Annotated in this window: 27 protein-coding genes; 14 read left to right on the forward strand and 13 right to left on the reverse strand. The window is 40.6% G+C overall.

Features of this window, described 5'->3' with window-relative positions; all coding sequences use genetic code 11:
• Positions 1 to 4 precede the first annotated feature (4 nt).
• The 14 genes from LKO28_RS08295 to LKO28_RS08360 all read left to right on the forward strand — a co-directional run bounded on the left by LKO28_RS08295 (position 5) and on the right by LKO28_RS08360 (position 12,915).
• Complete coding sequence (locus LKO28_RS08295) at positions 5 to 337, forward strand: DUF4133 domain-containing protein (RefSeq protein ID WP_115170697.1); 333 nt, start codon at positions 5 to 7, stop codon at positions 335 to 337.
• The gene (locus LKO28_RS08300) at positions 334 to 2,844 is read left to right on the forward strand and encodes a TraG family conjugative transposon ATPase (protein ID WP_227694348.1); all 2,511 of its coding nucleotides are present in this window, start codon (positions 334 to 336) and stop codon (positions 2,842 to 2,844) included. Before LKO28_RS08295 ends, LKO28_RS08300 begins: the two co-directional genes overlap by 4 nt.
• Before the next feature lie 37 nt (positions 2,845 to 2,881).
• A complete protein-coding gene (locus LKO28_RS08305) occupies positions 2,882 to 3,514 on the forward strand; it encodes a DUF4141 domain-containing protein (RefSeq protein ID WP_227694349.1) in 633 nt (210 codons plus the stop codon).
• 3 nt (positions 3,515 to 3,517) lie between these two features.
• Positions 3,518 to 4,513, forward strand: coding sequence for a conjugative transposon protein TraJ (traJ, locus tag LKO28_RS08310; protein ID WP_185213537.1), 996 nt, complete (start codon positions 3,518 to 3,520; stop codon positions 4,511 to 4,513).
• 26 nt (positions 4,514 to 4,539) lie between these two features.
• Positions 4,540 to 5,163, forward strand: coding sequence for a conjugative transposon protein TraK (gene traK, locus LKO28_RS08315; protein ID WP_091100950.1), 624 nt, complete (start codon positions 4,540 to 4,542; stop codon positions 5,161 to 5,163).
• Positions 5,164 to 5,173: 10 nt separating this feature from the next.
• Positions 5,174 to 5,605, forward strand: a complete 432-nt coding sequence (locus LKO28_RS08320) for a hypothetical protein (RefSeq protein ID WP_185213536.1) — start codon at positions 5,174 to 5,176, stop codon at positions 5,603 to 5,605.
• A gap of 20 nt (positions 5,606 to 5,625) precedes the next feature.
• A complete protein-coding gene (locus LKO28_RS08325; protein WP_091100957.1) occupies positions 5,626 to 5,913 on the forward strand; it encodes a nitrogen regulatory IIA protein in 288 nt (95 codons plus the stop codon).
• Positions 5,900 to 7,240, forward strand: a complete 1,341-nt coding sequence (gene traM, locus LKO28_RS08330) for a conjugative transposon protein TraM (RefSeq protein ID WP_227694350.1) — start codon at positions 5,900 to 5,902, stop codon at positions 7,238 to 7,240. The genes LKO28_RS08325 and traM overlap by 14 nt, the downstream gene beginning before the upstream one ends.
• A 25-nt stretch (positions 7,241 to 7,265) precedes the next feature.
• Positions 7,266 to 8,168 (forward strand): conjugative transposon protein TraN, encoded by a 903-nt coding sequence (gene traN / locus LKO28_RS08335; RefSeq protein WP_227694351.1) that lies wholly within the window; start codon positions 7,266 to 7,268, stop codon positions 8,166 to 8,168.
• A 21-nt stretch (positions 8,169 to 8,189) separates the two neighbouring features.
• The gene (locus tag LKO28_RS08340; RefSeq protein ID WP_148917747.1) at positions 8,190 to 8,750 is read left to right on the forward strand and encodes a conjugal transfer protein TraO; all 561 of its coding nucleotides are present in this window, start codon (positions 8,190 to 8,192) and stop codon (positions 8,748 to 8,750) included.
• 11 nt (positions 8,751 to 8,761) lie between these two features.
• Entirely contained in the window at positions 8,762 to 9,211 is a 450-nt protein-coding gene (locus LKO28_RS08345; protein WP_227694352.1) for a DUF3872 domain-containing protein, read from the forward strand.
• Positions 9,212 to 9,324: 113 nt separating this feature from the next.
• Positions 9,325 to 9,606 (forward strand): molybdenum ABC transporter permease, encoded by a 282-nt coding sequence (locus LKO28_RS08350; protein ID WP_148917746.1) that lies wholly within the window; start codon positions 9,325 to 9,327, stop codon positions 9,604 to 9,606.
• Between the two features lie 112 nt (positions 9,607 to 9,718).
• On the forward strand, positions 9,719 to 11,767 hold the full coding sequence (locus LKO28_RS08355; RefSeq protein WP_148917745.1) for an ATP-binding protein: 2,049 nt from the start codon (positions 9,719 to 9,721) through the stop codon (positions 11,765 to 11,767).
• 764 nt (positions 11,768 to 12,531) lie between these two features.
• A complete protein-coding gene (locus LKO28_RS08360; RefSeq protein ID WP_091100976.1) occupies positions 12,532 to 12,915 on the forward strand; it encodes a response regulator transcription factor in 384 nt (127 codons plus the stop codon).
• Between the two features lie 346 nt (positions 12,916 to 13,261).
• Here the strand turns inward: LKO28_RS08360 and LKO28_RS08365 are convergent, their stop codons facing one another.
• The 13 genes from LKO28_RS08365 to LKO28_RS08425 form a co-directional block, all read right to left on the reverse strand.
• Complete coding sequence (locus tag LKO28_RS08365) at positions 13,262 to 14,068, reverse strand: PRTRC system ThiF family protein (protein WP_227694353.1); 807 nt, start codon at positions 14,066 to 14,068, stop codon at positions 13,262 to 13,264.
• On the reverse strand, positions 14,065 to 14,790 hold the full coding sequence (locus LKO28_RS08370; protein WP_227694354.1) for a prokaryotic E2 ligase family D protein: 726 nt from the start codon (positions 14,788 to 14,790) through the stop codon (positions 14,065 to 14,067). Before LKO28_RS08370 ends, LKO28_RS08365 begins: the two co-directional genes overlap by 4 nt.
• Positions 14,787 to 15,956, reverse strand: coding sequence for a hypothetical protein (locus tag LKO28_RS08375; protein ID WP_227694355.1), 1,170 nt, complete (start codon positions 15,954 to 15,956; stop codon positions 14,787 to 14,789). The genes LKO28_RS08370 and LKO28_RS08375 overlap by 4 nt, the downstream gene beginning before the upstream one ends.
• A gap of 17 nt (positions 15,957 to 15,973) precedes the next feature.
• Positions 15,974 to 16,192 carry a PRTRC system protein C gene (locus LKO28_RS08380; RefSeq protein WP_091100995.1) on the reverse strand — a complete coding sequence of 73 codons (219 nt, stop codon included), beginning with the start codon at positions 16,190 to 16,192 and terminating at the stop codon, positions 15,974 to 15,976.
• Between the two features lie 18 nt (positions 16,193 to 16,210).
• Positions 16,211 to 16,819, reverse strand: coding sequence for a PRTRC system protein E (locus LKO28_RS08385; protein WP_091100998.1), 609 nt, complete (start codon positions 16,817 to 16,819; stop codon positions 16,211 to 16,213).
• 11 nt (positions 16,820 to 16,830) lie between these two features.
• Complete coding sequence (locus LKO28_RS08390) at positions 16,831 to 17,028, reverse strand: hypothetical protein (protein WP_002993148.1); 198 nt, start codon at positions 17,026 to 17,028, stop codon at positions 16,831 to 16,833.
• The gene (locus LKO28_RS08395; RefSeq protein WP_002993146.1) at positions 17,028 to 17,252 is read right to left on the reverse strand and encodes a hypothetical protein; all 225 of its coding nucleotides are present in this window, start codon (positions 17,250 to 17,252) and stop codon (positions 17,028 to 17,030) included. Before LKO28_RS08395 ends, LKO28_RS08390 begins: the two co-directional genes overlap by 1 nt.
• A gap of 18 nt (positions 17,253 to 17,270) precedes the next feature.
• Positions 17,271 to 17,609 carry a molybdenum ABC transporter ATP-binding protein gene (locus tag LKO28_RS08400; protein WP_091101001.1) on the reverse strand — a complete coding sequence of 113 codons (339 nt, stop codon included), beginning with the start codon at positions 17,607 to 17,609 and terminating at the stop codon, positions 17,271 to 17,273.
• A 25-nt stretch (positions 17,610 to 17,634) separates the two neighbouring features.
• Complete coding sequence (locus LKO28_RS08405) at positions 17,635 to 17,832, reverse strand: DNA-binding protein (protein WP_115170672.1); 198 nt, start codon at positions 17,830 to 17,832, stop codon at positions 17,635 to 17,637.
• Between the two features lie 52 nt (positions 17,833 to 17,884).
• The gene (locus LKO28_RS08410) at positions 17,885 to 18,958 is read right to left on the reverse strand and encodes a DUF932 domain-containing protein (protein WP_185213525.1); all 1,074 of its coding nucleotides are present in this window, start codon (positions 18,956 to 18,958) and stop codon (positions 17,885 to 17,887) included.
• Between the two features lie 43 nt (positions 18,959 to 19,001).
• Complete coding sequence (locus LKO28_RS08415; RefSeq protein ID WP_185213524.1) at positions 19,002 to 19,394, reverse strand: single-stranded DNA-binding protein; 393 nt, start codon at positions 19,392 to 19,394, stop codon at positions 19,002 to 19,004.
• Between the two features lie 660 nt (positions 19,395 to 20,054).
• A complete protein-coding gene (locus LKO28_RS08420; protein WP_115170670.1) occupies positions 20,055 to 20,330 on the reverse strand; it encodes a helix-turn-helix domain-containing protein in 276 nt (91 codons plus the stop codon).
• A gap of 219 nt (positions 20,331 to 20,549) precedes the next feature.
• Positions 20,550 to 21,785 (reverse strand): site-specific integrase, encoded by a 1,236-nt coding sequence (locus LKO28_RS08425; RefSeq protein ID WP_317206622.1) that lies wholly within the window; start codon positions 21,783 to 21,785, stop codon positions 20,550 to 20,552.
• Positions 21,786 to 21,798: the final 13 nt, after the last annotated feature.

Consider the following 21,798-nt stretch of genomic DNA (forward strand, 5'->3'; position numbering starts at 1 on the left):
TCCTATGAGTATTTATAACATCAATAAAGGGATTGGAAGAACAGTAGAGTTTAAAGGACTGAAAGCACAATACCTCTTCATTTTCGCAGGTGGATTGCTAGGTACGCTCATCTTCGTGATGATACTGTATATGGCTGGGGTCAATTCCTACATCTGCTTGTTTCTGGGAGCAGGCGGTGCATCACTGATTGTGTGGCAAACCTTTTCATTGAACAGGAAATACGGCGAACACGGATTAATGAAAGTGGGAGCAAGAAAAAGGCATCCTCGCTACATCATCTGTCGCAAGCCTGTACACCGCTATTTAAAATTCACTCCTAAATCGAATGCCGTATGAGAAATGTATCAAAAACGACCACATTGGAAAATAAATTTCCTTTGCTGGCTGTAGAAAACAATTGCATTCTTTCCAAAGATGCAGACATTACCGCCTGTTTTGAAGTGCGTTTACCCGAACTGTTCACGGTCGCATCTGCGGAATATGAAGCCATTCATTCTGCTTGGCATAAAGCGATCAAGACCTTGCCAGATTTTACGGTTATCCACAAACAGGATTGGTACATCAAAGAGAACTACGCACCTGATTTAGCAAAGGAAGATCAAAGTTTTTTAGCTAAATCCTATCAACGCCATTTCAACGAGCGACCGTTTCTAAACCATTACTGCTACCTCTTCCTAACCAAAACCACCAAAGATCGGATGCGGATGCAGAGTAACTTTAGTTCGCTTTGCAAAGGCACGTTGATCCCGAAAGAAATCAGGGATAAGGAAGCGATCCACCATTTTATGGAAACCGTGGCGCAGTTTGAGCGTATCGTGAACGATAGTGGTTTTGTAAGCCTAAAACGCCTCACCGAAGATGACATTATCGGCACGGATGAAAAGCAAGGATTGCTGGAACAATACCTTACCCTTTCTAGAGAAGTCGGTACACCGATGCAAGACATTGCTTTAGGTGCTGAAGAAGTCCGAGTAGGAAACAAAAGGCTGTCCTTGCACACATTGTCCGACACGGACGATCTGCCTGCAACCATTTCGGCAGATACTCGATTTGAAAAGCTATCCACAGACCGGAGTGACTGCCGTCTTTCCTTTGCTGCTCCCGTAGGATTGCTATTGAGCTGCAACCACATTTACAATCAGTACATCTTCTTGGACAACAGCGAGGATAACCTACGACGGTTTGAGAAGTCTGCCCGCAATATGCATTCTTTGGCTCGGTACAGTCGGGCAAACCAGATTAACAAAGAATGGATCGAAAAATATTTGAACGAAGCACATTCATTCGGGCTTTCTTCCATACGCTCACACTTCAACATTATGGCGTGGTCGGAAGACCCTGCTGAACTCAAACAGTTGAAAAACGATTGTGGCAGCGCATTGGCTTTAATGGAGTGTAAGCCCCGACACAATACGACGGACGTTGCAACGCTTTATTGGGCAGGAATGCCGGGCAATGCCGGGGATTTTCCGAGCGAAGAAAGTTTTTACACATTCATAGAGCCTGCTCTATGCTTCTTTACCGAAGAAACCAATTACCACAATTCGCCATCCCCATTCGGGATAAAAATGGCGGATAGATTGACGGGAAAACCTATCCATTTGGATATTTCGGATTTACCTATGAAACGTGGGTTTATTACTAACCGGAACAAGTTTATACTTGGTCCGTCAGGTTCGGGAAAATCATTCTTTACCAATCATATGGTACGCCAATACTACGAGCAAGGTGCACACGTACTGCTCGTAGATACAGGTAATTCCTATCAGGGATTGAGTGAACTTATTAAAGGAAAAACCAAAGGCGAAGACGGAGTTTACTTTACCTATACCGAAGATAATCCAATAGCGTTCAACCCTTTTTATACCGATGATGGCATTTTCGACATTGAAAAGCGTGAAAGTATCAAAACGTTGATACTTACGCTTTGGAAACGTGATGATGAACCGCCGACCCGTTCGGAAGAAGTGGCACTTTCCAATGCCGTGTCCGGTTATATCGAACGTATCAAAAACGAGGATGTTTTTCCGTCATTTAATGGTTTTTATGAATATGTAAAAGGCGATTACCGTACGGTATTGGAAGAAAAACAGGTTCGTGAAAAAGACTTTGATATTGCCAATTTTCTTAATGTATTGGAACCGTACTACAAAGGCGGAGAATACGACTATCTGCTGAATTCGGACAAGCAATTAGACCTATTGTCAAAACGGTTTATTGTATTCGAGATAGATGCCATAAAAGACCACAAAATCCTGTTTCCGATAGTCACAATCATCATTATGGAGGTGTTCATCAACAAGATGCGGAGGCTGAAAGGTATCCGCAAGCTGATACTGATTGAGGAGGCTTGGAAAGCGATTGCAAAAGAAGGAATGGCAGAATACATCAAGTATTTATTTAAAACCGTCAGGAAGTTTTTCGGAGAAGCCATAGTCGTAACCCAAGAGGTCGATGATATTATCCAATCCCCGATTGTGAAAGAAAGTATCATCAACAATTCTGATTGTAAAATCCTCTTAGACCAACGCAAGTATATGAACAAGTTCGATGATATACAGGCGATGCTTGGATTGACTGAAAAGGAAAAGGCACAGGTGCTTTCCATCAATATGAACAACGATGCCGGTCGCTTGTACAAAGAGGTTTGGATAGGATTGGGCGGAACACATTCGGCAGTGTACGCAACGGAAGTGAGCCTTGAAGAATATTTGGCTTACACGACAGAAGAAACCGAAAAAATGGAAGTGATGCAACTCGCTTCCGAATTGGACGGTAACGTAGAACTCGCCATTAAGCATATCGCAATGCAACGGCGTGACAATGTAAATCAAACTACCTAACGGTAGTCAAGTAGGAATTAATCAAAATTTTAAGACAATGAAAAGAATGTTTTTAATGGCGCTTACGGCAATGATGTTTGCCGTTGCACCGTCCGCAAAGGCTCAATTTGTGGTTACCGACCCTGCAAATCTGGCATCGGGTATTCTAAACTCTGCGAATGAAATCGTACAGACTTCTTCCACTGTAAGCAATGTGGTCAAGAACTTCAATGAGGTTAAGAAAGTGTACGAACAAGGCAAGGAATATTACGACAAGCTAAAAGCCGTAAACAACCTTGTGAAAGATGCGAGAAAAGTACAACAGACTGTTTTGCTGGTCGGCGATGTGTCGGAAATGTACGTTCAAAACTTTGGGAAAATGATGAACGACCCGAACTTCTCCGCACAGGAATTGACCGCAATCGCAAACGGCTATTCGGCTTTGCTGAATGAAAGTATCGAACTGCTCAAAGAGCTGAAACAGATTGTATCTTCTACAAGCCTGTCATTAAATGACAAAGAGCGTATGGATATTATCGACCGAGTATATAAAGAGGTCAAAGAGTACCACAGCTTGGTAAGGTACTACACGAATAAAAATATCTCTGTCAGTATCCTGCGAGCAAAGAAACAGAACAACACCAAACGAGTACTTGACTTGTATGGAACTCCTAACCAAAAATATTGGTAAGCTATGGAATTTCAAAATCTGCACGAAGTCCTACGCTCATTGTACGATGAGATGCTCCCACTGTCCGCCGATATGGCGGCAGTGGCTAAGGGAGTAGCCGGATTGGGGGCTTTGTTCTATGTCGCCATAAAAGTATGGCAGGCATTGAGTAGAGCCGAGCCTATTGATATGTACCCATTGCTCCGTCCGTTCGCATTAGGTATCTGTATTATGTTCTTTCCGACTATCGTATTGGGAACAATCAATGCGGTGCTAAGTCCGGTGGTACAAGGTACACACGCCATACTTGAAAATCAAGTGCTTGACCTCAATGATTTGCAGGCTAAAAAAGACCTCTTGGAACGTGAAGCAATGCTACGAAACCCCGAAACCGCCTACTTGGTATCAAATGAAGAATTTGACAACAAGCTCGATGAATTGGGTTGGTCGCCCTCGGATTTGATAACAATGTCGGGTATGTATATGGATAGGTTTGCTTACCAAACCGAGCAAGCCATTAAGAATTGGTTTCGTAACCTCCTTGAAGTGCTGTTCCAAGCTGCTGCATTGGTCGTGGATACGATACGAACATTTTTCCTAATCGTGTTGAGCATATTGGGGCCGATAGCCTTTGCGATTTCAGTGTGGGACGGTTTTCAGTCCACACTTACGCAATGGCTGACCCGATATGTGAGCGTTTACCTGTGGTTGCCCGTCGCCGACCTGTTCAGCTCAATGCTTGCCAAAATCCAATCCCTGATTATCGAAAAGGATATACAGATGCTTGCTGACCCGACCTATATACCCGATACGGGTAATACGGTGTACATCATCTTTATGATTATCGGTATCGTGGGATACTTTACTGTACCAACCGTTACAGGCTGGGTAATTCAGGCTGGTGGTGCTGGAAACTTTACCCGAAACGTGAACCAAGCCGCTATGAAAGCCGGAAACGTGGCAAGTGCCGGAGCTGGTTCTGCTGCCGGAAATATCGGAGGTCAGCTACTCAAAAAATAATGTAAAACGAATAATCATTTAAAAAAATGGAATTTAAAACTTTAAGAAATATAGAGAATAGCTTCCGGCAGATACGTCTGTACGCAATAGTGTTTGCCGTTCTCTGTATTGGTGTAGTAGGATTTGCCGTATGGAAATCGTACAGCTTTGCCAATGAGCAACGCCAAAAAATCTATGTCCTTGACAATGGCAAATCTTTGATGCTTGCTTTGTCACAAGATGCGAGCATCAACCGACCTGTGGAAGCAAGGGAACACGTCAGACGTTTTCACGAGCTTTTCTTTACGCTTGCACCCGATAAAAATGCTATCGAGAGCAATATGGCAAGGGCATTCAACCTTGCCGACAAATCAGCTTTTGACTATTACAAAGACTTGTCGGAGAAAGGGTATTACTCCCGTATCATATCAGGGAACGTACAGCAACGCATTGAAGTCGATAGTGTCGTGTGCAATTTCGACAATTATCCCTATTCGGTGAGGACGTATGCCAAACAGTTTATCATACGGTCAAGCAACGTAACACGCCGTAACCTGATTACTTCCTGCTATTTAGTGAACTCTGTAAGGTCGGATAATAACCCACAAGGGTTTAATATCGAAAAGTTCGCAGTAGTTGAAAATCGGGATATAGAAGTCATTAACCGATAAAATTAAGGCTATGAAACAGTTACTTGATTTGGATACATTCGCAAAAACGCTGACCGATAAAGGTTATGACGGTTATTTTCATACACAGGCTGATTATCCCGACAAAATCAAAAACAGCATCAGTAGGTTTTTGGAGGCTTGTGAGAACGGTACGGACAAACTATATAACCCTGATAGATTTTTACTGAACACTTACCTCGAATGGAATGGAGAAGATAAACCTTACACCCAATGTCATATGTACTTGAAGTACGAAGACAACAAATTCGATGTGCGGAAAATGGAGATTGAAAGGAAAGACCGTTACGGGCATTTAATGAAAAAAACGGAATTAATAAACCTTACAACAGGAACAGTTCCGACCCGAAAAGAAGCTATCGCTTTGGTGTCCGACACGCCTAAACAAAAAATTCCCTCCCCAAAAAGAGGGTTTAGAATGTGATAACCCATAATCATTAAAGTATGAAAAAATTAAGGGAGAAAATGGATAGGTATTTTGACAGGCTGGACGACCGTTGGCGGTCTTTGCCCGTAGGCAAACAGCACCTTTATACGCTTTACTTCTTTGTCGGTTATCTGCTCCTGACCGTAGGGGTGGTCGCCAAAGTATGGTACGATACCAAACAGTCAAAAAACGATATGCACATAGAGCATATCGAAAACCCCGTCCTCAAAAAGAACGAAAGCCCTGCAAGATTGCAGGACACATTATCAACAATTTTAAAAAATAGGATTTATGAAAGAAAATGAAAACAAAAAGTCGGTTGTTCGGGTAACTGAGGGAAACTCGAACGAAACCGCTGATGTACTGCAAAACGGTACAGAGAACAAAACGGAAAAACTCAAAAAGCCATTGATTTTTGGTTTAATGGCTATTGTTTTCGTGGGTTGTATGTATTTGATTTTTAAACCGTCGGAAGACAAAAACGAAATCGAGAACATTGGTCTGAACGATGCCGTTCCACAAGCTACCGAAGCCGGACTGCCCGACAATAAGGGCAAGGCTTATGAGCTTGAAATGCTCGAACAGAAAGACCAAGAGAAACGTAATGCTTTGGCTACGCTTTCAGATTATTGGAACACAGACAACAGCGATGAACCGATTGACGAATTTGCCGACGAAGAAGAAAGCTACGGCTATGGTAGTGGCAGAAATTCGGGGAGAAACGGCAATCCTGCACTGAACAGCTACCGCAATATGCAAAGTACATTGGGGTCATTCTATAATGACGACAATTCGGAAACAATGGAACTTCGCAGACAGTTGGACGAACTCAAAGAGCAATTAGCGGAGCAAAATCTACCCAAGCCTGTAACCGTAGATGACCAGCTTGCTTTAATGGAGAAGTCCTACGAAATGGCGGCAAAGTATCTTCCTGCCAATACGAACACAAGCACCGCAGAAAATGCACCTGCAAGCGGTACGGCAACAGGAACAACGGGAGCTAACCAAAAAGAGCATTTTGTAGCGTTTACTCCTACAAGAAAAAACACCGTATCTGCTTTGTATCGTGAGCCATCAGACAGCGAGTTTTTGGAAAATTGGAGCGAAACCCGAAATCGAGGCTTCTATACTGCTGGTGCTACCGAGCAAATTGTACAACCAAAAAACAGTATCAAAGCCTGTGTACACGATGCACAAACGGTTGTCGGCGAAACGGGTGTAAGATTACGATTATTAGAGCCTGCCAAAACCCCAATCCGTACAATCCCACAAGGAACGATTGTAACTGCCAATGCCAAGTTTCAGGGAGGACGTTTACAGCTCAAAATTACCTCTATCGAATTAGAGGGAAATATTATCCCTGTGGATATTACCATTTACGATTTGGACGGACAGCAAGGTCTTTATGTTCCTTACTCTCCTGAAATGAACGCCCTAACCGAAATGGCTGGCAATATGAGCCAAACAGGAGGAACGAGTGTGATGCTCACACAAAATGCCGGACAACAAGTTGCTGCCGATTTAAGTCGTGGCGTAGTACAAGGAATTTCGGGCTATTTCGCCAAGAAAGTACGCACACCAAAAGTCACGCTAAAGGCAGGACATCAGGTCTTTCTGGTATCAAAACAATAATTGTATAACTCAAATATTTAAACAAATGAAAAATCTTTTTAAAACCTTTTGGGCGGTTGCCCTGACCATCGGCTTTGCTGTAACTTCTTTTGCACAGGATAGTGCAAATGCAAAAACTCCGCTTGCATTGGGCAAGATAGAACCCTACAAAATGGAAGTTACTTACGACAAAACTTCGCATTTGATTTTCCCGACCGCTATACGGTACGTGGATTTGGGGAGCGAATACCTGATTGCCGGTAAAGCGGAAGATGCCGAAAACGTTTTGCGTATAAAAGCTGCTGTTAGGGATTTTGAACCCGAAACAAACTTTTCCGTGATTACCAATGATGGACGGTTTTACAGTTTCAACGTTTATTATAGTGGGTATCCCGATGTGTTGAGCTATGACCTGCTGACGATGCAAAAGAAAGTGGATAAAGCCAATGGTAACGATGTGCTTTTCGAGGAATTGGGAAACAATTCTCCGTCTTTGGCAGGCTTGTTATTGGAAACCATTTACAAGAAAGACAAGCGTATCGTGAAGCATATCGGGGCTAAGAGCTTTGGTATTCAGTTTATACTGAAAGGTATCTATATCCACAACGACAAATACTATTTCCACACGGAATTAAGAAATAAAAGCAATGTGCCGTTCAATATTGATTTTATCAATTTCAAAGTTGTCGATAAAAAGGTAGCCAAACGTACCGTAGTACAGGAACGTCCTTTGACACCGCTAAGGGCATACAAGCCTTTGGAGCAAGGCATAAGCGGGAAATCGACCAAACAAAATGTGTTCCTGTTAGACCAATTTACCATTGCTGATGACAAGGTGCTGCTAATTGAAATCTTCGAGAAAAACGGTGGCAGACACCAAACGCTTCAAGTGGAAAATTCAGATTTAATCAAAGCCCGTGTAATCAACGATATGCACCTGAAATTTTAATAACCTTTTAAAGAAAGAACAATGAAAAAGTATATCCATACCGTGATGCTATTTTTTATGGCCATCACGGTTTCACAGGCACAACAAATGTTGCCAAAGCAAAAAGGACTGGAAGTGAGTACGGGCATTTTGTCCGATGATAAAATCGGTAACGATTATTATATCAATCTCGGAATGACCGTAAACGGAAAAAATGGGAATTATCAAATCTGGGCTTTGGAGTACACGCACCAATACCACGATTATAAAGACCAACGCATACCGCAGGAAACTTATACTGCTGAGGCCGGTTACAGTTTGTTCCTGTTGGGTAATGCCCAAAAGAACATTACATTGAATGCAGGAATAACAGGCGTAGTCGGTTATGAAAGCATCAATCGTGGCGAAGCAATGTTGTATGACGGTGCGAAGATAATGAGTGAGGATAATTTTATCTACGGTGCTGGTGGTCGGCTGACCTTTGAAACGTACCTATCAGACCGATTTGTATTGGTTCTGCAAGGGCGTACAAAAGTCTTTTGGGGTACAGATTTGCGACAATTCAGACCGTCCGCAGGTGTGGGATTAAGGTTTAACTTTTAAAATTTGAAACGATGATAGCAATATTTAATAAATTCAGAATAGGAATGTTGCCAATATACCTAATGCTGGCAATCCTGTCAGGTTCTATTTCGTTGGTATCTTGTAGCAAAGATGATGAACTCGAAATACAGAACGATTTTCCTTTCGAGGTCAATGTCATGCCTGTGCCCAAAGATGTTGCCAGTGGGCAGACAGTAGAAATCCGCATTACCATACAGCGTACAGAAAGTTACAGCAACACGCAGTATTCTCTCCGGTATTTCCAATTTGATGGACAGGGAACTTTGAGGTATTACGATGAGCCGCCATATCTTCCAAACGATTTGTACCCATTGCCATCGGAGCAATTCAGGCTGTATTATACTTCGGCATCTACAGTATCACAGTCCTTTGAGGTTTGGATTTCGGATAGTTTTGGCAATGAAAAACAGATAAGCTTTCAGTTTAACAGTAGCGATTAGAGCGATACCGTTAATATTAAAAGCAAACCGACTTTAACAGGTCGGTTTTTTACTTTTAAGCATCTAATGCAAAGTGTTTTGTTTAAATTTACTTGAATTATAATCTTACTGTTATGGATACGGTTACGGCTCAATTAGTGTTTGGTATTATTGTTATCGTGATTGCGATAGGGCTTCTTTATTGGATAAACCGCAGAAAGTTTTACAGACGTAGTGCAGCAGGCGTAGAAATGTTTTCAAGGTATTCTACTGCTGTAACTGTACGTTTTTTGGAGCGTATCGGCAAATGGGTTGCTTATGCTCTGATTATCCTCGGAATTGTATGTATATGGACGTATAGCCAAATGAAAAAAGATGAGAAAAACCAACACACAGAGGTGGAAAGCACAGGGTAGACAATAATTAAAAGTCATTAAGCAATAATTAACCAAGGTGATACCGTCGATGGTGCAGATATTTACGTAATTTTGTTAGAAACAAAGATGAGCTATCCAACATACGAAAAAAATGAAGTCAACCACTAAAAAGATAACTACTAATACGAGGGTAATAAAAGACCTCCTGACTAAATATAGAGACACATTTCAAGCTTTTCGTGAATTAATAAATAATTCTTTACAGGCGGAATCGAAAAATATTGAAATCAACATTGAATATGTTAATGAAGCAAATATTAAGTCGCCTATCAAGAGTATCGAAATAATAGATGACGGATTTGGAGTTCCGTTCAATGAGTTTGATAATAGGATTTTGGAAATCGGAACTACCGCAAAAGCCAGTGGTCAAGGAATTGGAAGATTTAGTTCTTTGCAGATTGGAGAATTGATGCACATTGAAACCGTCGGTTTTGATAAAATAGAAAAACGGTTCACTAAGACTAAATTCAGTATGGATACATTGGATTTTAATGATGCTCAGTTGGAAGAAACTGAATTTAAAGTTGACTATACATATCTTGAAGGAGAACACAATCCATATTACAAAGTTATGATTGAACAACTTCATCATAACAAGCAGGCGAAGCTCCCTAAAAGAAATAAAATACACGAACACTTTTTATCCCAAAATATTAGTCAAGCAATATTCGAACATTACCCATTTGAGATTTTTCACAATACCGTAAACTTCATTATAAATGGGGACGCTTTAAAAAGAGAACATTTCGTAATAGATAAACCATCAAAAAAAACGATTGATTATGTAGATAAAAAAGGTAAAACCCATACGCTAAATTTTTACTTCTATAATATCAATTCAGCTTTAAACAAAGTAAAAGTCTTTTTCCAAACTGATAACGCAGGATTAAAAAGTGTTGCACACGAATATACTTATTCGTCTGATTGGTATACATCAGATTTAGGCACTTGGTTCATTTATATCGAATCACCAATGTTGAATGCCGATTTGTTTAGAAATTTGGATTTAGAAGCATTAGGAGAGGCAGAAATAAACAACCTGAAAAATACTATTAAGGAAACGATAAATGACTTTTTCAAAGCTAAAAACAAAAGGTTCGAGAAATTTCTAAATTCCTTAGAAAATGATAAGTATTACCCTTATCAAAACAACGAACAGCCAGCTTCAAAATCTCAAGAAGTTCTATTTAAAAAAGTCGCCTATTTATTGGAAGATGAACATCAACTTATCCAAAAGGATGATAAAATAAGAAACTTCTTGTATCCGTTACTTGACAAAGCAATCAGTAATGGAAATATTGAATATATCTTCAACAAAGTATTAAAGCTTTCGGAAGAGAATTTAGAGAAATTTCAAAATCTATTAGAGAAAACTGATTTAGAAGATGTGGTTCATTTTGCAAGTGTTGTGGCAGATAAAACAGAGTTTTTAGATTTTCTCCATGAGTTAACATATGGAGAACTATCAAAATACTTAAAGGAAAGAAGTCAATTACACAAAATAGTTGAAGATGAACTGTGGTTATTTGGAGAAAACTATAATGGGACACCTAAACTATGGTCAGACAAAAAAATCGGCAATATCTTAATTGAATTAAGGGAAAAATATTTCAATTATGAACCGACAAAAGTCGATGAAAATTTAATTGAATTGGACGAAGGCGGATTGAATGACATCACTGATTTATTCTTCTTCAACGAAAAGATAACTGACGCTGATGTCAAGGAAATAATGGTTGTTGAATTGAAATCTCCCAAATGTGCAATCAGTAAAAAGGAATTGAATCAAATTGATGATTATGCTTTTACAATTGAACAACATTCAGCATTGCCAAACGAAAAAGTAAAATACAAATTAGTTTTAATTTCGTCACGTCTAACAAAATATGCTAAATCACAGGTAAACTCTCGAAGATTGAACTTTCCTGACAATCCATTTATGTACGACAAAAAAACAGAAAAAAACATAGAGGTTTATGTCATGGAATGGTCAGAGTTAATAGAGCAAAATAAACGAAAACTGAGCTACTTAGCGAATAAATTGGAAGTAAAAGATAAATCCGTAAAAACGAAGTTTGAAAAAGAATATGCTGAATTGGTTGACGAAAAAATATCCGCACAGTTAAGACTTGTAAAATAAATACAGGAACAATAGATATAAAAAAATGTTGAGTATCGGGTAACCTAAAAAGTTATCCGATTTTTTGTTTTTAGCAATTGTAAAACGCCAAACGCTGCCTTTCAAAGCCAAAGGGTTTGAATATTCACAAACCCTGTAATAACCCCGAATAAATTCGACTTCTATAGAAAAAATGAGCAAAAAAATGGAAGGTAGCGCAATGTACAAATGAAACCGAAGAAATCATCGCCCATCAGGAAATGATACTACGGATGCGAAACGGTATTGAAGAAATATTAAAAAGCTACCGCCCTGTAATGAACGGAGAAATCTACTTGTCGGGCGGAGAGATGTGCCGGTTGTACATATCAGCAAACGGACTTTACAGCAATATCGTAATGATGCTATACCGCCTTTGATACAGATAGGTGGCAAGATTATCTATAAAGAGAGTGATATTCTGATAATCTTGTAACAGAATTATACCGGCAATAATATCCGTTGATTGCAATTAAATTTTGCTCTGACTATGTTTCTATCGGAATGACTTTAGTATATTTGCTAATGTAAAATAGAGAAAATACTTAAAGTGTTTTTGCTTTAGGTCTTGGTACTAAAAACTGGTAATTTTTGTAACCCCGAGGCAATAAGTAAGAACGCTCACGTTATGGCGTGGGCGCTCGCTTATTCGGGGTTAGGCGTACCAGTGCCTTAGTATCGGTAAGTGTGGTTGCCTACGCTCTTTTTTTGTAGGCCACCACAAACTAACATTTAAAATTGGTAGTATGGAAACTATAAAAAGCCCCAAACAAACCAGCCTCGCATTTATCAATGATAAAAGCCCGCTTATAGACTTAACCCACAATGATCTTATTGCTTCAGGAGCTGATGTCTTATTCCGTTCGGAAAACGTTGAGGACGGTTTGTCAAAATTGTCGGCATTAACATCACTTCCCGAAGTCTGTATCATTGACCTTGATTTTTACGACAGGAACGTATTGGAACAGCTAAGGGAACTAAAGACGAAATACCCAAGTATCAGACTAATTGCCCACAGTGATATTGATGATAATGAAACGGTGAATGCTCTTTCGGAAATAGGTATAGAAAGCTATCTGTTTATCGGTAGTGATACGGACGACTTCAAAAAAGCCATTGAGAGAGTTTAAAAATGACAAAAGATATTTTAGTGGGGGAGTAGCGAAAATTGCACAGGAATATTTCAGCAACCGGTAACCGTCCAATTTCAATAGTATAAAATATCTGTTCCAAACAAGCGACGTTCTTTTGCTTCTTTTCTTTGGTCGCAGATGTGAAAAGAAAAGAAGTCGATTTTTCCAAAACCAATCTTTGGGATAAAGAATATCCCACGCATAATCTGGCAACCTGTTTGGAAAAATGCAGGGAAAGGAATGGTGTAGCGGTGCATTTTACAAAGTGGTTGCACCTTATTCAATGCGAAAAGGCGGTTCCGACCAACGGAAAGATCTGCCTTTTCGCCGCCGATTTTTTGGGTTAGGCGACCTCTACCGGTTGGGTTCGGAAATTTTTCAGATTAAGGAAGAACCCCCTGTTCTCGGTCATTCCGTTGCGGAACAATCCCCAAAGCAATTCACAACCCATTTGAGCCAATGAGCCATTGATAAACAAATCCTGTTTTTGCAATGCTTCCGCAAGTGAACAACTTGGCGTGTCGTCCTGCTGTTCGGATTGCTTCAGCAACTCCCCAAATTCTTCAGTAACAAATGGCAGACTTGCCACCGTTTCGTACTTCTCCGAATTGGGTTGCTCTATCTCTCCGATAGTGGATAATAATACCTGTCCAGTATGCCTACTGTTACCAAAGTCCAACCAATATTTGGGGGTATCCCTGTAATTTTTTCGGTGGCTGAATACACGCAATATTTCAGCTACATTAAAACGTGCCTGTACGTTATCCACACAGGTAATGGTAATGGTCGCTTCTGCTTCTTGGGGTATCATTCCGAAATTATCCCTTTCAAATTTTCGGTTCTCCGCTTTCCAATTCGTACCGATACAACGGTTTACACGGTTGATTAAAGCAACGGATTTGTACAATCCTGTTTCGCTTTCAAAAAAACGCTGTCTGCCTAAATTGGCGGTCGTGATAATATCGTCATCCCACAACCTTACGGAAAGTCCTGCGTGTCCTAAAGCTATCAGACTTTCATTTATCTCTAACAAGGCGGTCAATACTTTTGAGCCAGTGCCACCTGCCCCGATAAGGTTTACCGTTATCGGATTGGTCGGGTTTAACAGGTAGTTATCTGTAAAATGTACTTTTGTTTTTTCGGTATTCATCTGAGTAGGTTTTTAAGGATTTTATTGTTCTTTTTTAAAGCTTCTTTCGGAAAGGGTTTGCCTGTATTAACAAGGTCTTTCCATAGGTTTACAATGTTTTGGCGTGTCAGATTTGCAACCAATGAATGGCTGAAATAGGAATTGAAAAAATAATGCTCCCACGCCTGTATAAATTCCTCGACCGAAGCCGAATTTTTAATATCTATGCTTACCGTTCCCATACATACGTTGCCCTTTTCGTAGATGTTGAAAAATGGGGCGTAATGCAATGGCGTTTTTTCGGTGGGTCGCCTGTCGCTTGCCAAAGCGAATACGGTAAGACTGCTTTTGCTGGCTATCCAAAGCATTGCAGGTACTTGTGCCTTTCCGTTGGATATGTCCAGACCGTCCACAAAATACAGTTGCCTTTGCTGTGCTTTTGTGTACCATAGCACCATGCCTTTATCGTTACTCGGGTTGATATGCAGAACATTTGTCGGCAAAATTCCCTTTGGCTTTAAAAAAGCTTGGCTCTTTTCTTCATCGGTCTGTAAAGACTTCGCCAAAACATTGGCTTCCTTTACGCTCAAGGGATGGGCGTTGATAGGGTTGCCGCCCCTGTCCATATCGAAATGCTCTACATACATTGATTTTTCTGTTCCTTTGGCTTCGTAAAAAACCAAAGCGGATTTTGGGTGGTATAATGTCCCGAAATCTTCGGTTATATCTGTTGCATCGTTCATTTTTCTACTGTTTTATAGTTGTGCAATAGTGTACATAGGTCATCCAATAACACAAAAAGACGATTTTCAAAATCAAGATTGTTTGTGGTTATTTCAATTCCGTCAAATTGTTTGGTAATGGTCGGTTCTTCTATCGCTCCGTACTCGTTAAATTCGTTGTTGATACTGTCCGAAAGGCTTTCATATAGCCAACCTTTGGTATCAGCGATAAAGGAAATATACTTTTGCATTCCGATGACCTCATTTTCGTAATCATCGTCATAAGGGTCTTGCTCGGGAATGGGTGCGTTTCTGAAAACGGATGCTGTAGGGTATTCCGTATAGAGGTCAAACGCATTACAGGCTATCTGCCAACATTCCCTGTCGAATGTGTCACGGCTTTTAAAAAGGTTTAAACGCTGTTCAAATACCGTTAAATTGATACGGTTGAATAGCCTTTGTGCTACGCTGTCGCCAATATATTCAGCAATCGAAAATTCACGTTTGTAGGTTTCCATTTCTTCTGTTTCATCGTCCTGTTCTACCCAATCTTTGTGCATCTCATATAGCCAATACAGATAGCTTTCTTCTTGCCTGTAATACGGAATATCCGCAATGTGGTACAGATAACTGTAAACCGAAATAAGTAATTGGGCATTCTTCTTATGCTTCGGGTCGTGAAGCATTTTAAAGAGCGGAACAATGGGGATATAATACAGGGTCGTACCTGTATTATACTTTTCCTCACTCACAAAAAAGGTTTTCTGACTGTCCTGTATCAGTTTTAAACTATCCCAATTTGCAACGGTTCGTTTCAATTGGTTATCCATATCCCACATAGCCAATACCATATTGTAGGGATAGCTGTAATCCTGTCGGGTCTGCATCGGTTCAATGCTGTAATGCCTGGCAAGTTTGGAAAGGGACTGATAAAAATCCCTTTCCGTTTTCTGACAAGCCTGTACGGATTGTGCCGTTTTCAGTTTCGGCAGAAACGTACACTTTAGCAAACCATTGGTAGCATTGCTATCGGTACGGATTTCCGTTTGTCTTCCCGAACTTCGTTTGCATCTTTTGGTCTTTGCATCCAGTCTGCGAACTCGCCCAACTGTCGGTGTAATTGCCGTTGCCTTTTCTGTTCGGGTATGCTGATTGTTCCCAATATTTTGTTGCGTTGCATAATTCATTGCTTTTAAATTTTGGTTTAACCTTTCGTACCCATTACGCTTTCAAACCTGTACTCGACTGCATCGTCTTTTATCTTGGGTGCCGATACCTTTGCAGTCGTCAGTATCGGATACATATTGGCGTAATAATTCATCACGGCTTCCACGCTCCAACGTGGTTCGGGGTCAGTCAATGGAATATCCTGTCCTTTATCTTTGAGTATGAAAACTCTCGGTAATACTGTTGCTAATAACATAATGTTCGTTTTTAATTGTTAATATTCTACTTCTTCGTTTGTTGTATTTATTGGGCAATAGGTAGCAACCTCCTCCGTTTTTGGCGGTTCGGGTTGCTCCTCCGTTACTCCACCAAAAAGGCTCGGTGTCCCGAACTTGTCGGACAATGACGTTTTGCGTTTGCGTATCTCGTCCGCTTTTTCGGGAAACTCCGTAATGTCGGGTACTTTCATCCACGCTTCACGGAACTTGCCCTCTTTCTCCAACTCGTCCACCTTTGCCATACCGTCTTTGTACTTCTTGTCTTTGGTTTCTTTTTCCTTTTTGGCTTTCTCGGTTTTCTGCTTCTCCATTTCGGATTGCAGTTTGACGGTTTCCATTTGCTTCATAAAGGCTTCCATATCCACCATTAAACCCGATATGGCTTTAATTGGTGCGTTTATCTGCTCAAAAAATCCCTCGTCAAACTCCTGCGGAGTGGCGTTAAAAATCAATGGGGGAATGAGGTTTTTCGCACTATCTCCGCATTGCTCATTGTTGAGCAATACTGTTACGATTAGTTTGTTTTCTATCCCCTTAGAAATGTTCAGTTGCAATATTCCTGTAAAATCCAACTGCTGTACTTGATTGAAAAAATTTGTGTTCATTACTGTGAGTTTTAATGTGTTGTTACTTGTTCTTTGATGGCTGTAAGTTTCTCGTACATATCCGCCCAATAGGCTTTTTGCCTCTTGTCGAACTCGGAAAAACGCTCGTCCTCGTGGCGGTATTCTTTGTACCGCCCTGCTATTTTTATGGCTTCCTTTAAATCCGTTACTTCGATTTGGCAACCGTTTAAATCTGTTACGTACATCATTAATCGTCTTTTAGGATTACCATCGTGTTATGATTAAAGGCATAGTCAAACGCACCGTTTGATACCCTATGCCTTCTTCGCAGTTCCACGCCCTCATCATCCCAACCAAAATCGGGAAGACCGTTTACCCTTGCCACAAGCTGTGCATTGGTCAAGTGCTTAAATCGCTCCCTGCAAAACTTTTCAAGGTCTGTTTCTTTGGTAATTCTATCTGTTGTTTCCATCTTTGATTGCTTTAAGTGTTAATGACTGATTTCTGCTATTTGGTCAATCCTGCCATAGATTATACTCCGTAGGCTCGTTTTGTCGGGTGCGCTGTATTCCTGCCAACTGTCGTACTGCTTCACTACATAGGTTTTTAGAATATCATCAAACCCAAACCGATAACCCATTAGGGGAACTGCCCTGTTAAAAAAGGCGTTTCGGTTTACCGCTTCCGCAATCCAATTTTTCTCGGCTCGGCTTAGCTTCTCGCCCTTGTTCAGTTTTTCCCTTAGCTGATAGACCTTTGAGGTTTTCAGCGTTTCCAATTCGGGTACTTCGTGGCTGACAAATTTTATCGCTATGGCGTTCGTTTCCATTGTAACTGCTTTTGAATGTTATGCGTTAATCTTCGGTGGCATAAACCCCATTTACATAGTAGCCGTATAATTTTTCCCAAAGGCGTACTAAACCGTTCGTGTCTATATAGAAATGCTCTGTACGATTGCAGTAAATGATAAATACGCTTTCGCCTTTGTGCTTCTTTTCAAGGCTCTTGGCTCTCGCCAAATTTTTGGCTTCCTCTATTGTTATCGCTTTCATAAAACTTATTTTTAACAGGCTACCACCGATTGTGGCGGTAGCATGTGATTATCTAATTGAGGTTTAGGATTTCCGCACCGTCTGTCGCAAAGGCTGTACATAGGTCAAATGCTTTTTGTCCTTTCATTTGAGCCGTTCCACCCAATACAATACTCTGTAACTTGGCTTCGTCATCCCTGTAATTGCGTACATTTTGGAAGTAGCCTGTAACAGCATTGTATGCTCCGAACAATGTGCCTTTTGTAGTGTCCATTTGTTGCGTATCACTCGTCATTGCATAGGCAAACGCATCGTTCACGGTATTTTTAAACATTGTTGATATTTCGTCTTCAGCACCTTTTTTGATGAGCTCAAGGGTTTCTTTGTTCGGGCATAGTGCCAATTGGATTAGCTTTCTGACCTCTTGGTCTGTTGCCCTTATCGTTGTCCAGTCATTGAAAATACCCTGTAGCTGGTCGCTCAATGTGTTGGCTAACCCCATTATCCTGTGTGCATTCTCGATACGCTGTTTTGCTCCCGATGTGTGCTTGATACGGACTACATTGGTCATATTCCGCAATGAAGCGTTAAGGGTGTTTTGGCAAACGATACGGATAGGCGTAAACGCTGCGGTAATACTTCCGCTTCCGTCGTGGCTTGTGGTAAGGAAGATGTATTTTTCCGTAACATCATCGCCATTGCCTACACGGATATAGTCGGGCAATTTGGCTGTGATAAAAATGCGTTCGCCTTTGCCCAATGCCCCTGCGGTTTCGTACAGAATACCCTCGCCACCTCCTACGATAGCATCAAAGAAACTGAACGCTTCACGGTTTTGTACGATGTGGTAATCTTTACCCACTACGCCCAATACGGCATTGTTATCGGTGCGTATGTTGGCGAAACAGTTAGGTACTTCCAGTTCGTTACTGCCTATCTCGATACCGTCTGCGGTTTCGGTAATGCCCGAACCTTTGGTAAACAGAGGGGATTTGACTACCTCATAATCTAACCCTGCGTGTCGGATAGCTTCCTCGCTTGTGGGGTACTGCTCTACGATTTGCCCCAGACCGTGCCACGCTTTTTGCTGAACGCTAAAGAATGAATAACGTCCTGTTTTCTCGTTGTAATTGATGTTATGTGCCATAATGCTAAAATTTTGATGTTGAAAAACGATTGAATATTCGTTGTTAAAATGGGAGGTCGTCCTCGGTTGATATTCCTGCAATGCTGTTGTTTTCTGCTTTTGCAGTAGCCTGTACGGTTTCGGCTCTATTGCTACCTCCGTGCAATTTGATTTGTGAGGTATGGAAATTAAGTCCTGCCCTTGGTTCTCCGTCTTTGTTTACCCACGCTCTCGGACTTACACGCCCTGTGAGTTCTACCAAAGTGCCTTTTGTCAGTAGCCTTGCCACGTTTGGAGTTATCCAGTAGGCACAATCGAAGTAGGTGGTTTGCTCTACTCGTTCGCCCTGTTTGTTACGGTAGCTGTCGTTTACCGCTACTGAAAAGTTTACCACCTGTTTTTCGTTCGACAATGTGCGTACTTCCGCATTTCTTGTCAGTCTGCCTGTGATGTTCATTTTCGCTGATTTTTAATGATTGATATTTGATTTAATTTTTCTGATTTATTCGGTAATGAGAGGAGGTGCTGTTTCGTTTCATTACCATTTTTAATGCTTATAATTTTCATAACTGACATTTTTTTTATTCGTCCAAAGAGCCGGAGTATGCTATGTTTCGTTTCACGAGCATAAAAGGTTCGTGTTTAGCCGACACAAGGTTTTGAAAAATAAATACTACCCAACGGGTGGAGATTTTTTTTCAAACTTGCTTGACCTTTTGGCGGTGTTAAGAACACGGAAATACCTTTGCTCTTGAAATGGGACAATAGTGCATACAGGCTTCTTTGAATAAAAGAAATGTGGAAGCCGAGAAAATTGCATTAGAAAATGGTCTGTTTTGAATTGAAATAATACTTCCAATTCGTCGGATTGATAAATGTTTTCTTAAGGTGTGGTTCTCAAAACCACAGAACAGGGATTTTAAAAATATCTGAAAATGGGAATAGCGGAGAGGTTTTTTTTTAAAATTTCTGTTTCAGAAATAGCCGGAAAGCTCTTTTACTGCGAGGATATTGCTATGGGAGGTAAATGTGCTTTGGCTGCAAAAAGTACGGGCAAAAAAAAAAGCAGGATCGTCAAATCCTGCTTGCTATCATTTATTTTTTAATATTTTAATCCCTAACTCCCATCAACACCATCCATTAGTTTCCGGATATCTTCATACCGATAATACATCAATCCACCGATTTTCGTGAAGGGTAACGTTCCGTTTAGCCGAAGGTTTTGGAGTGTCCCCGCTGAAATCCCCAATAATTCTCGGATCTCGTAACTCTTGAGCCATTCCCGAGGCTCCTTTTCGGTTTTTCTCGGATGTGGTCTATTTCTCCTGATTTCTTCAAGAAGTTCCTTTTTAAAGCTATCTAAGTCTTCTTTAGTGATAAGTTCTACTTTCATTTGCGCTGCTTTTTAATGTTTCTAAATTCTCTCCTCTAGAACAGAATTGATTTATGGTCTTTTCTGTCTTTACGGATACAAATGAACCAAAAGTATCTACGAATTTGATCAACATGGCAGTCAGTGGTTGCATTTGGCGTCCAAAGGCACACATATAGTATTGCATCCATTAAAATTACAACCTTACCTCGTTTCATTTCAATAATGACCTAGAAGTATCTAATCCTGGGAAGCCATTCTAACCTCTAACTTGTGCATATCCTCACTTAGCTTATGTTCCAACACCTTAGCATAAATTTGGGTGGTACGTATAGATGTATGGCCAAGCATTTTACTCACCGATTCAATTGGCACACCATTGCTTAATGTCACCGTTGTAGCAAAAGTATGCCTTGCGAGATGGAACGTTAAATTTTTATTGATGCCGCAAATTTCTGCGATCTCTTTTAAATAACCGTTCATTCGCTGGTTGGATATGACAGGGAAGATCGTTCCATTCGCCTCAGCTACCGGATGCCCTCTGTACTTCTTAAGAAGATCTGAAGCCTCGGGCAGCATAGGAACTCGAACCGTTGTATCGGTCTTTTGTCTTTTTGTCGTCAACCAATCTTTTCCGTCGATTCCTTTTGAAATATTTTCGGGGGTCAGGTTAAAAATGTCGATGTAAGCAAGACCTGTATAGCAACTAAAAATGAACATGTCCGACACGGATTGCAGACGCTCTATTGAAAAGGATTTATTAAGCAAAACAGTTAGCTCCTCTTTTGACAAATGGCCTCTTTCTACCTTTTCAAACCGAAGTTTGTATTTGGCAAATGGATCCCTAACCAGCCAATCCATCGTAACAGCCAAATTGACCATCTTCCGCAAACGTTCCATATGTTTCATCACCCCATTATTATTTATGGGCTTATGATGATCTTTAGGTTTGTAGTCATTAAGGAAGTTTTCAAAATCCAAAATGAACCGATAGTTCAGTTCATCCAACGGTATGTCTTTTTTTCCATATTTTTGTTTTATAAATTTTTGAATATAGGTTTCGGTGGTATAATAATTTTTCATGGTACCGGGGGCAAGCTTACTTACTGCCACTTGTTTATGGTATTCCACTAGCTTTAGAAGAGTCATTGTTTCCTCTATGTCCTCGCCTAGGTAGACAGATTTAACCGCTTCAATGGTAACGGTTTTATTTTGCTGCACCAACTGGTGATAACAATCGAAAATAAGGGAGCGTACCTGCTCCATGTGGCTGTTCAGCTTTACGATTTCTTGGCGTTTTCCTTTTGCTCTTCCTTTTACTTCGTCCCAATTGTTGATCGATACTTTGCTTTTTAAGGAAATTTCAGTTCTACGGCCGTTTACTGTAATCCTTGCATAAACAGTGGCCATTTCATCTTTCTTGTTCTTGGGCAACCGTAACACGAATTGAATCCCAAAAGTGTTTTTACTCTTCATATCCATTTATTTT

Origin of the sequence: Sphingobacterium sp. FBM7-1 (assembly GCF_020687765.1) — a bacterium.
Lineage (GTDB): Bacteria > Bacteroidota > Bacteroidia > Sphingobacteriales > Sphingobacteriaceae > Sphingobacterium.

Excerpts from the sequence above, each read along its gene's own strand:
- LKO28_RS08390 (WP_002993148.1), bottom strand. The coding sequence starts at position 17,028 with ATGATGTACGTAACAGATTTAAACGGTTGCCAAATCGAAGTAACGGAT.
- LKO28_RS08380 (WP_091100995.1), bottom strand. The coding sequence starts at position 16,192 with ATGTTATTAGCAACAGTATTACCGAGAGTTTTCATACTCAAAGATAAA.
- LKO28_RS08350 (WP_148917746.1), top strand. The coding sequence starts at position 9,325 with ATGGATACGGTTACGGCTCAATTAGTGTTTGGTATTATTGTTATCGTG.
- LKO28_RS08395 (WP_002993146.1), bottom strand. The coding sequence starts at position 17,252 with ATGGAAACAACAGATAGAATTACCAAAGAAACAGACCTTGAAAAGTTT.
- LKO28_RS08295 (WP_115170697.1), top strand. The coding sequence starts at position 5 with ATGAGTATTTATAACATCAATAAAGGGATTGGAAGAACAGTAGAGTTT.
- traJ (WP_185213537.1), top strand. The coding sequence starts at position 3,518 with ATGGAATTTCAAAATCTGCACGAAGTCCTACGCTCATTGTACGATGAG.
- LKO28_RS08415 (WP_185213524.1), bottom strand. The coding sequence starts at position 19,394 with ATGAACATCACAGGCAGACTGACAAGAAATGCGGAAGTACGCACATTG.
- LKO28_RS08340 (WP_148917747.1), top strand. The coding sequence starts at position 8,190 with ATGAAAAAGTATATCCATACCGTGATGCTATTTTTTATGGCCATCACG.
- traM (WP_227694350.1), top strand. The coding sequence starts at position 5,900 with ATGAAAGAAAATGAAAACAAAAAGTCGGTTGTTCGGGTAACTGAGGGA.
- traN (WP_227694351.1), top strand. The coding sequence starts at position 7,266 with ATGAAAAATCTTTTTAAAACCTTTTGGGCGGTTGCCCTGACCATCGGC.
- LKO28_RS08325 (WP_091100957.1), top strand. The coding sequence starts at position 5,626 with ATGAAAAAATTAAGGGAGAAAATGGATAGGTATTTTGACAGGCTGGAC.
- LKO28_RS08365 (WP_227694353.1), bottom strand. The coding sequence starts at position 14,068 with ATGAATACCGAAAAAACAAAAGTACATTTTACAGATAACTACCTGTTA.
- LKO28_RS08405 (WP_115170672.1), bottom strand. The coding sequence starts at position 17,832 with ATGAAAGCGATAACAATAGAGGAAGCCAAAAATTTGGCGAGAGCCAAG.
- LKO28_RS08425 (WP_317206622.1), bottom strand. The coding sequence starts at position 21,785 with ATGAAGAGTAAAAACACTTTTGGGATTCAATTCGTGTTACGGTTGCCC.
- LKO28_RS08385 (WP_091100998.1), bottom strand. The coding sequence starts at position 16,819 with ATGAACACAAATTTTTTCAATCAAGTACAGCAGTTGGATTTTACAGGA.
- LKO28_RS08420 (WP_115170670.1), bottom strand. The coding sequence starts at position 20,330 with ATGAAAGTAGAACTTATCACTAAAGAAGACTTAGATAGCTTTAAAAAG.
- traK (WP_091100950.1), top strand. The coding sequence starts at position 4,540 with ATGGAATTTAAAACTTTAAGAAATATAGAGAATAGCTTCCGGCAGATA.
- LKO28_RS08345 (WP_227694352.1), top strand. The coding sequence starts at position 8,762 with ATGATAGCAATATTTAATAAATTCAGAATAGGAATGTTGCCAATATAC.
- LKO28_RS08300 (WP_227694348.1), top strand. The coding sequence starts at position 334 with ATGAGAAATGTATCAAAAACGACCACATTGGAAAATAAATTTCCTTTG.
- LKO28_RS08375 (WP_227694355.1), bottom strand. The coding sequence starts at position 15,956 with ATGAATTATGCAACGCAACAAAATATTGGGAACAATCAGCATACCCGA.
- LKO28_RS08410 (WP_185213525.1), bottom strand. The coding sequence starts at position 18,958 with ATGGCACATAACATCAATTACAACGAGAAAACAGGACGTTATTCATTC.
- LKO28_RS08360 (WP_091100976.1), top strand. The coding sequence starts at position 12,532 with ATGGAAACTATAAAAAGCCCCAAACAAACCAGCCTCGCATTTATCAAT.
- LKO28_RS08400 (WP_091101001.1), bottom strand. The coding sequence starts at position 17,609 with ATGGAAACGAACGCCATAGCGATAAAATTTGTCAGCCACGAAGTACCC.
- LKO28_RS08305 (WP_227694349.1), top strand. The coding sequence starts at position 2,882 with ATGAAAAGAATGTTTTTAATGGCGCTTACGGCAATGATGTTTGCCGTT.
- LKO28_RS08355 (WP_148917745.1), top strand. The coding sequence starts at position 9,719 with ATGAAGTCAACCACTAAAAAGATAACTACTAATACGAGGGTAATAAAA.
- LKO28_RS08370 (WP_227694354.1), bottom strand. The coding sequence starts at position 14,790 with ATGAACGATGCAACAGATATAACCGAAGATTTCGGGACATTATACCAC.
- LKO28_RS08320 (WP_185213536.1), top strand. The coding sequence starts at position 5,174 with ATGAAACAGTTACTTGATTTGGATACATTCGCAAAAACGCTGACCGAT.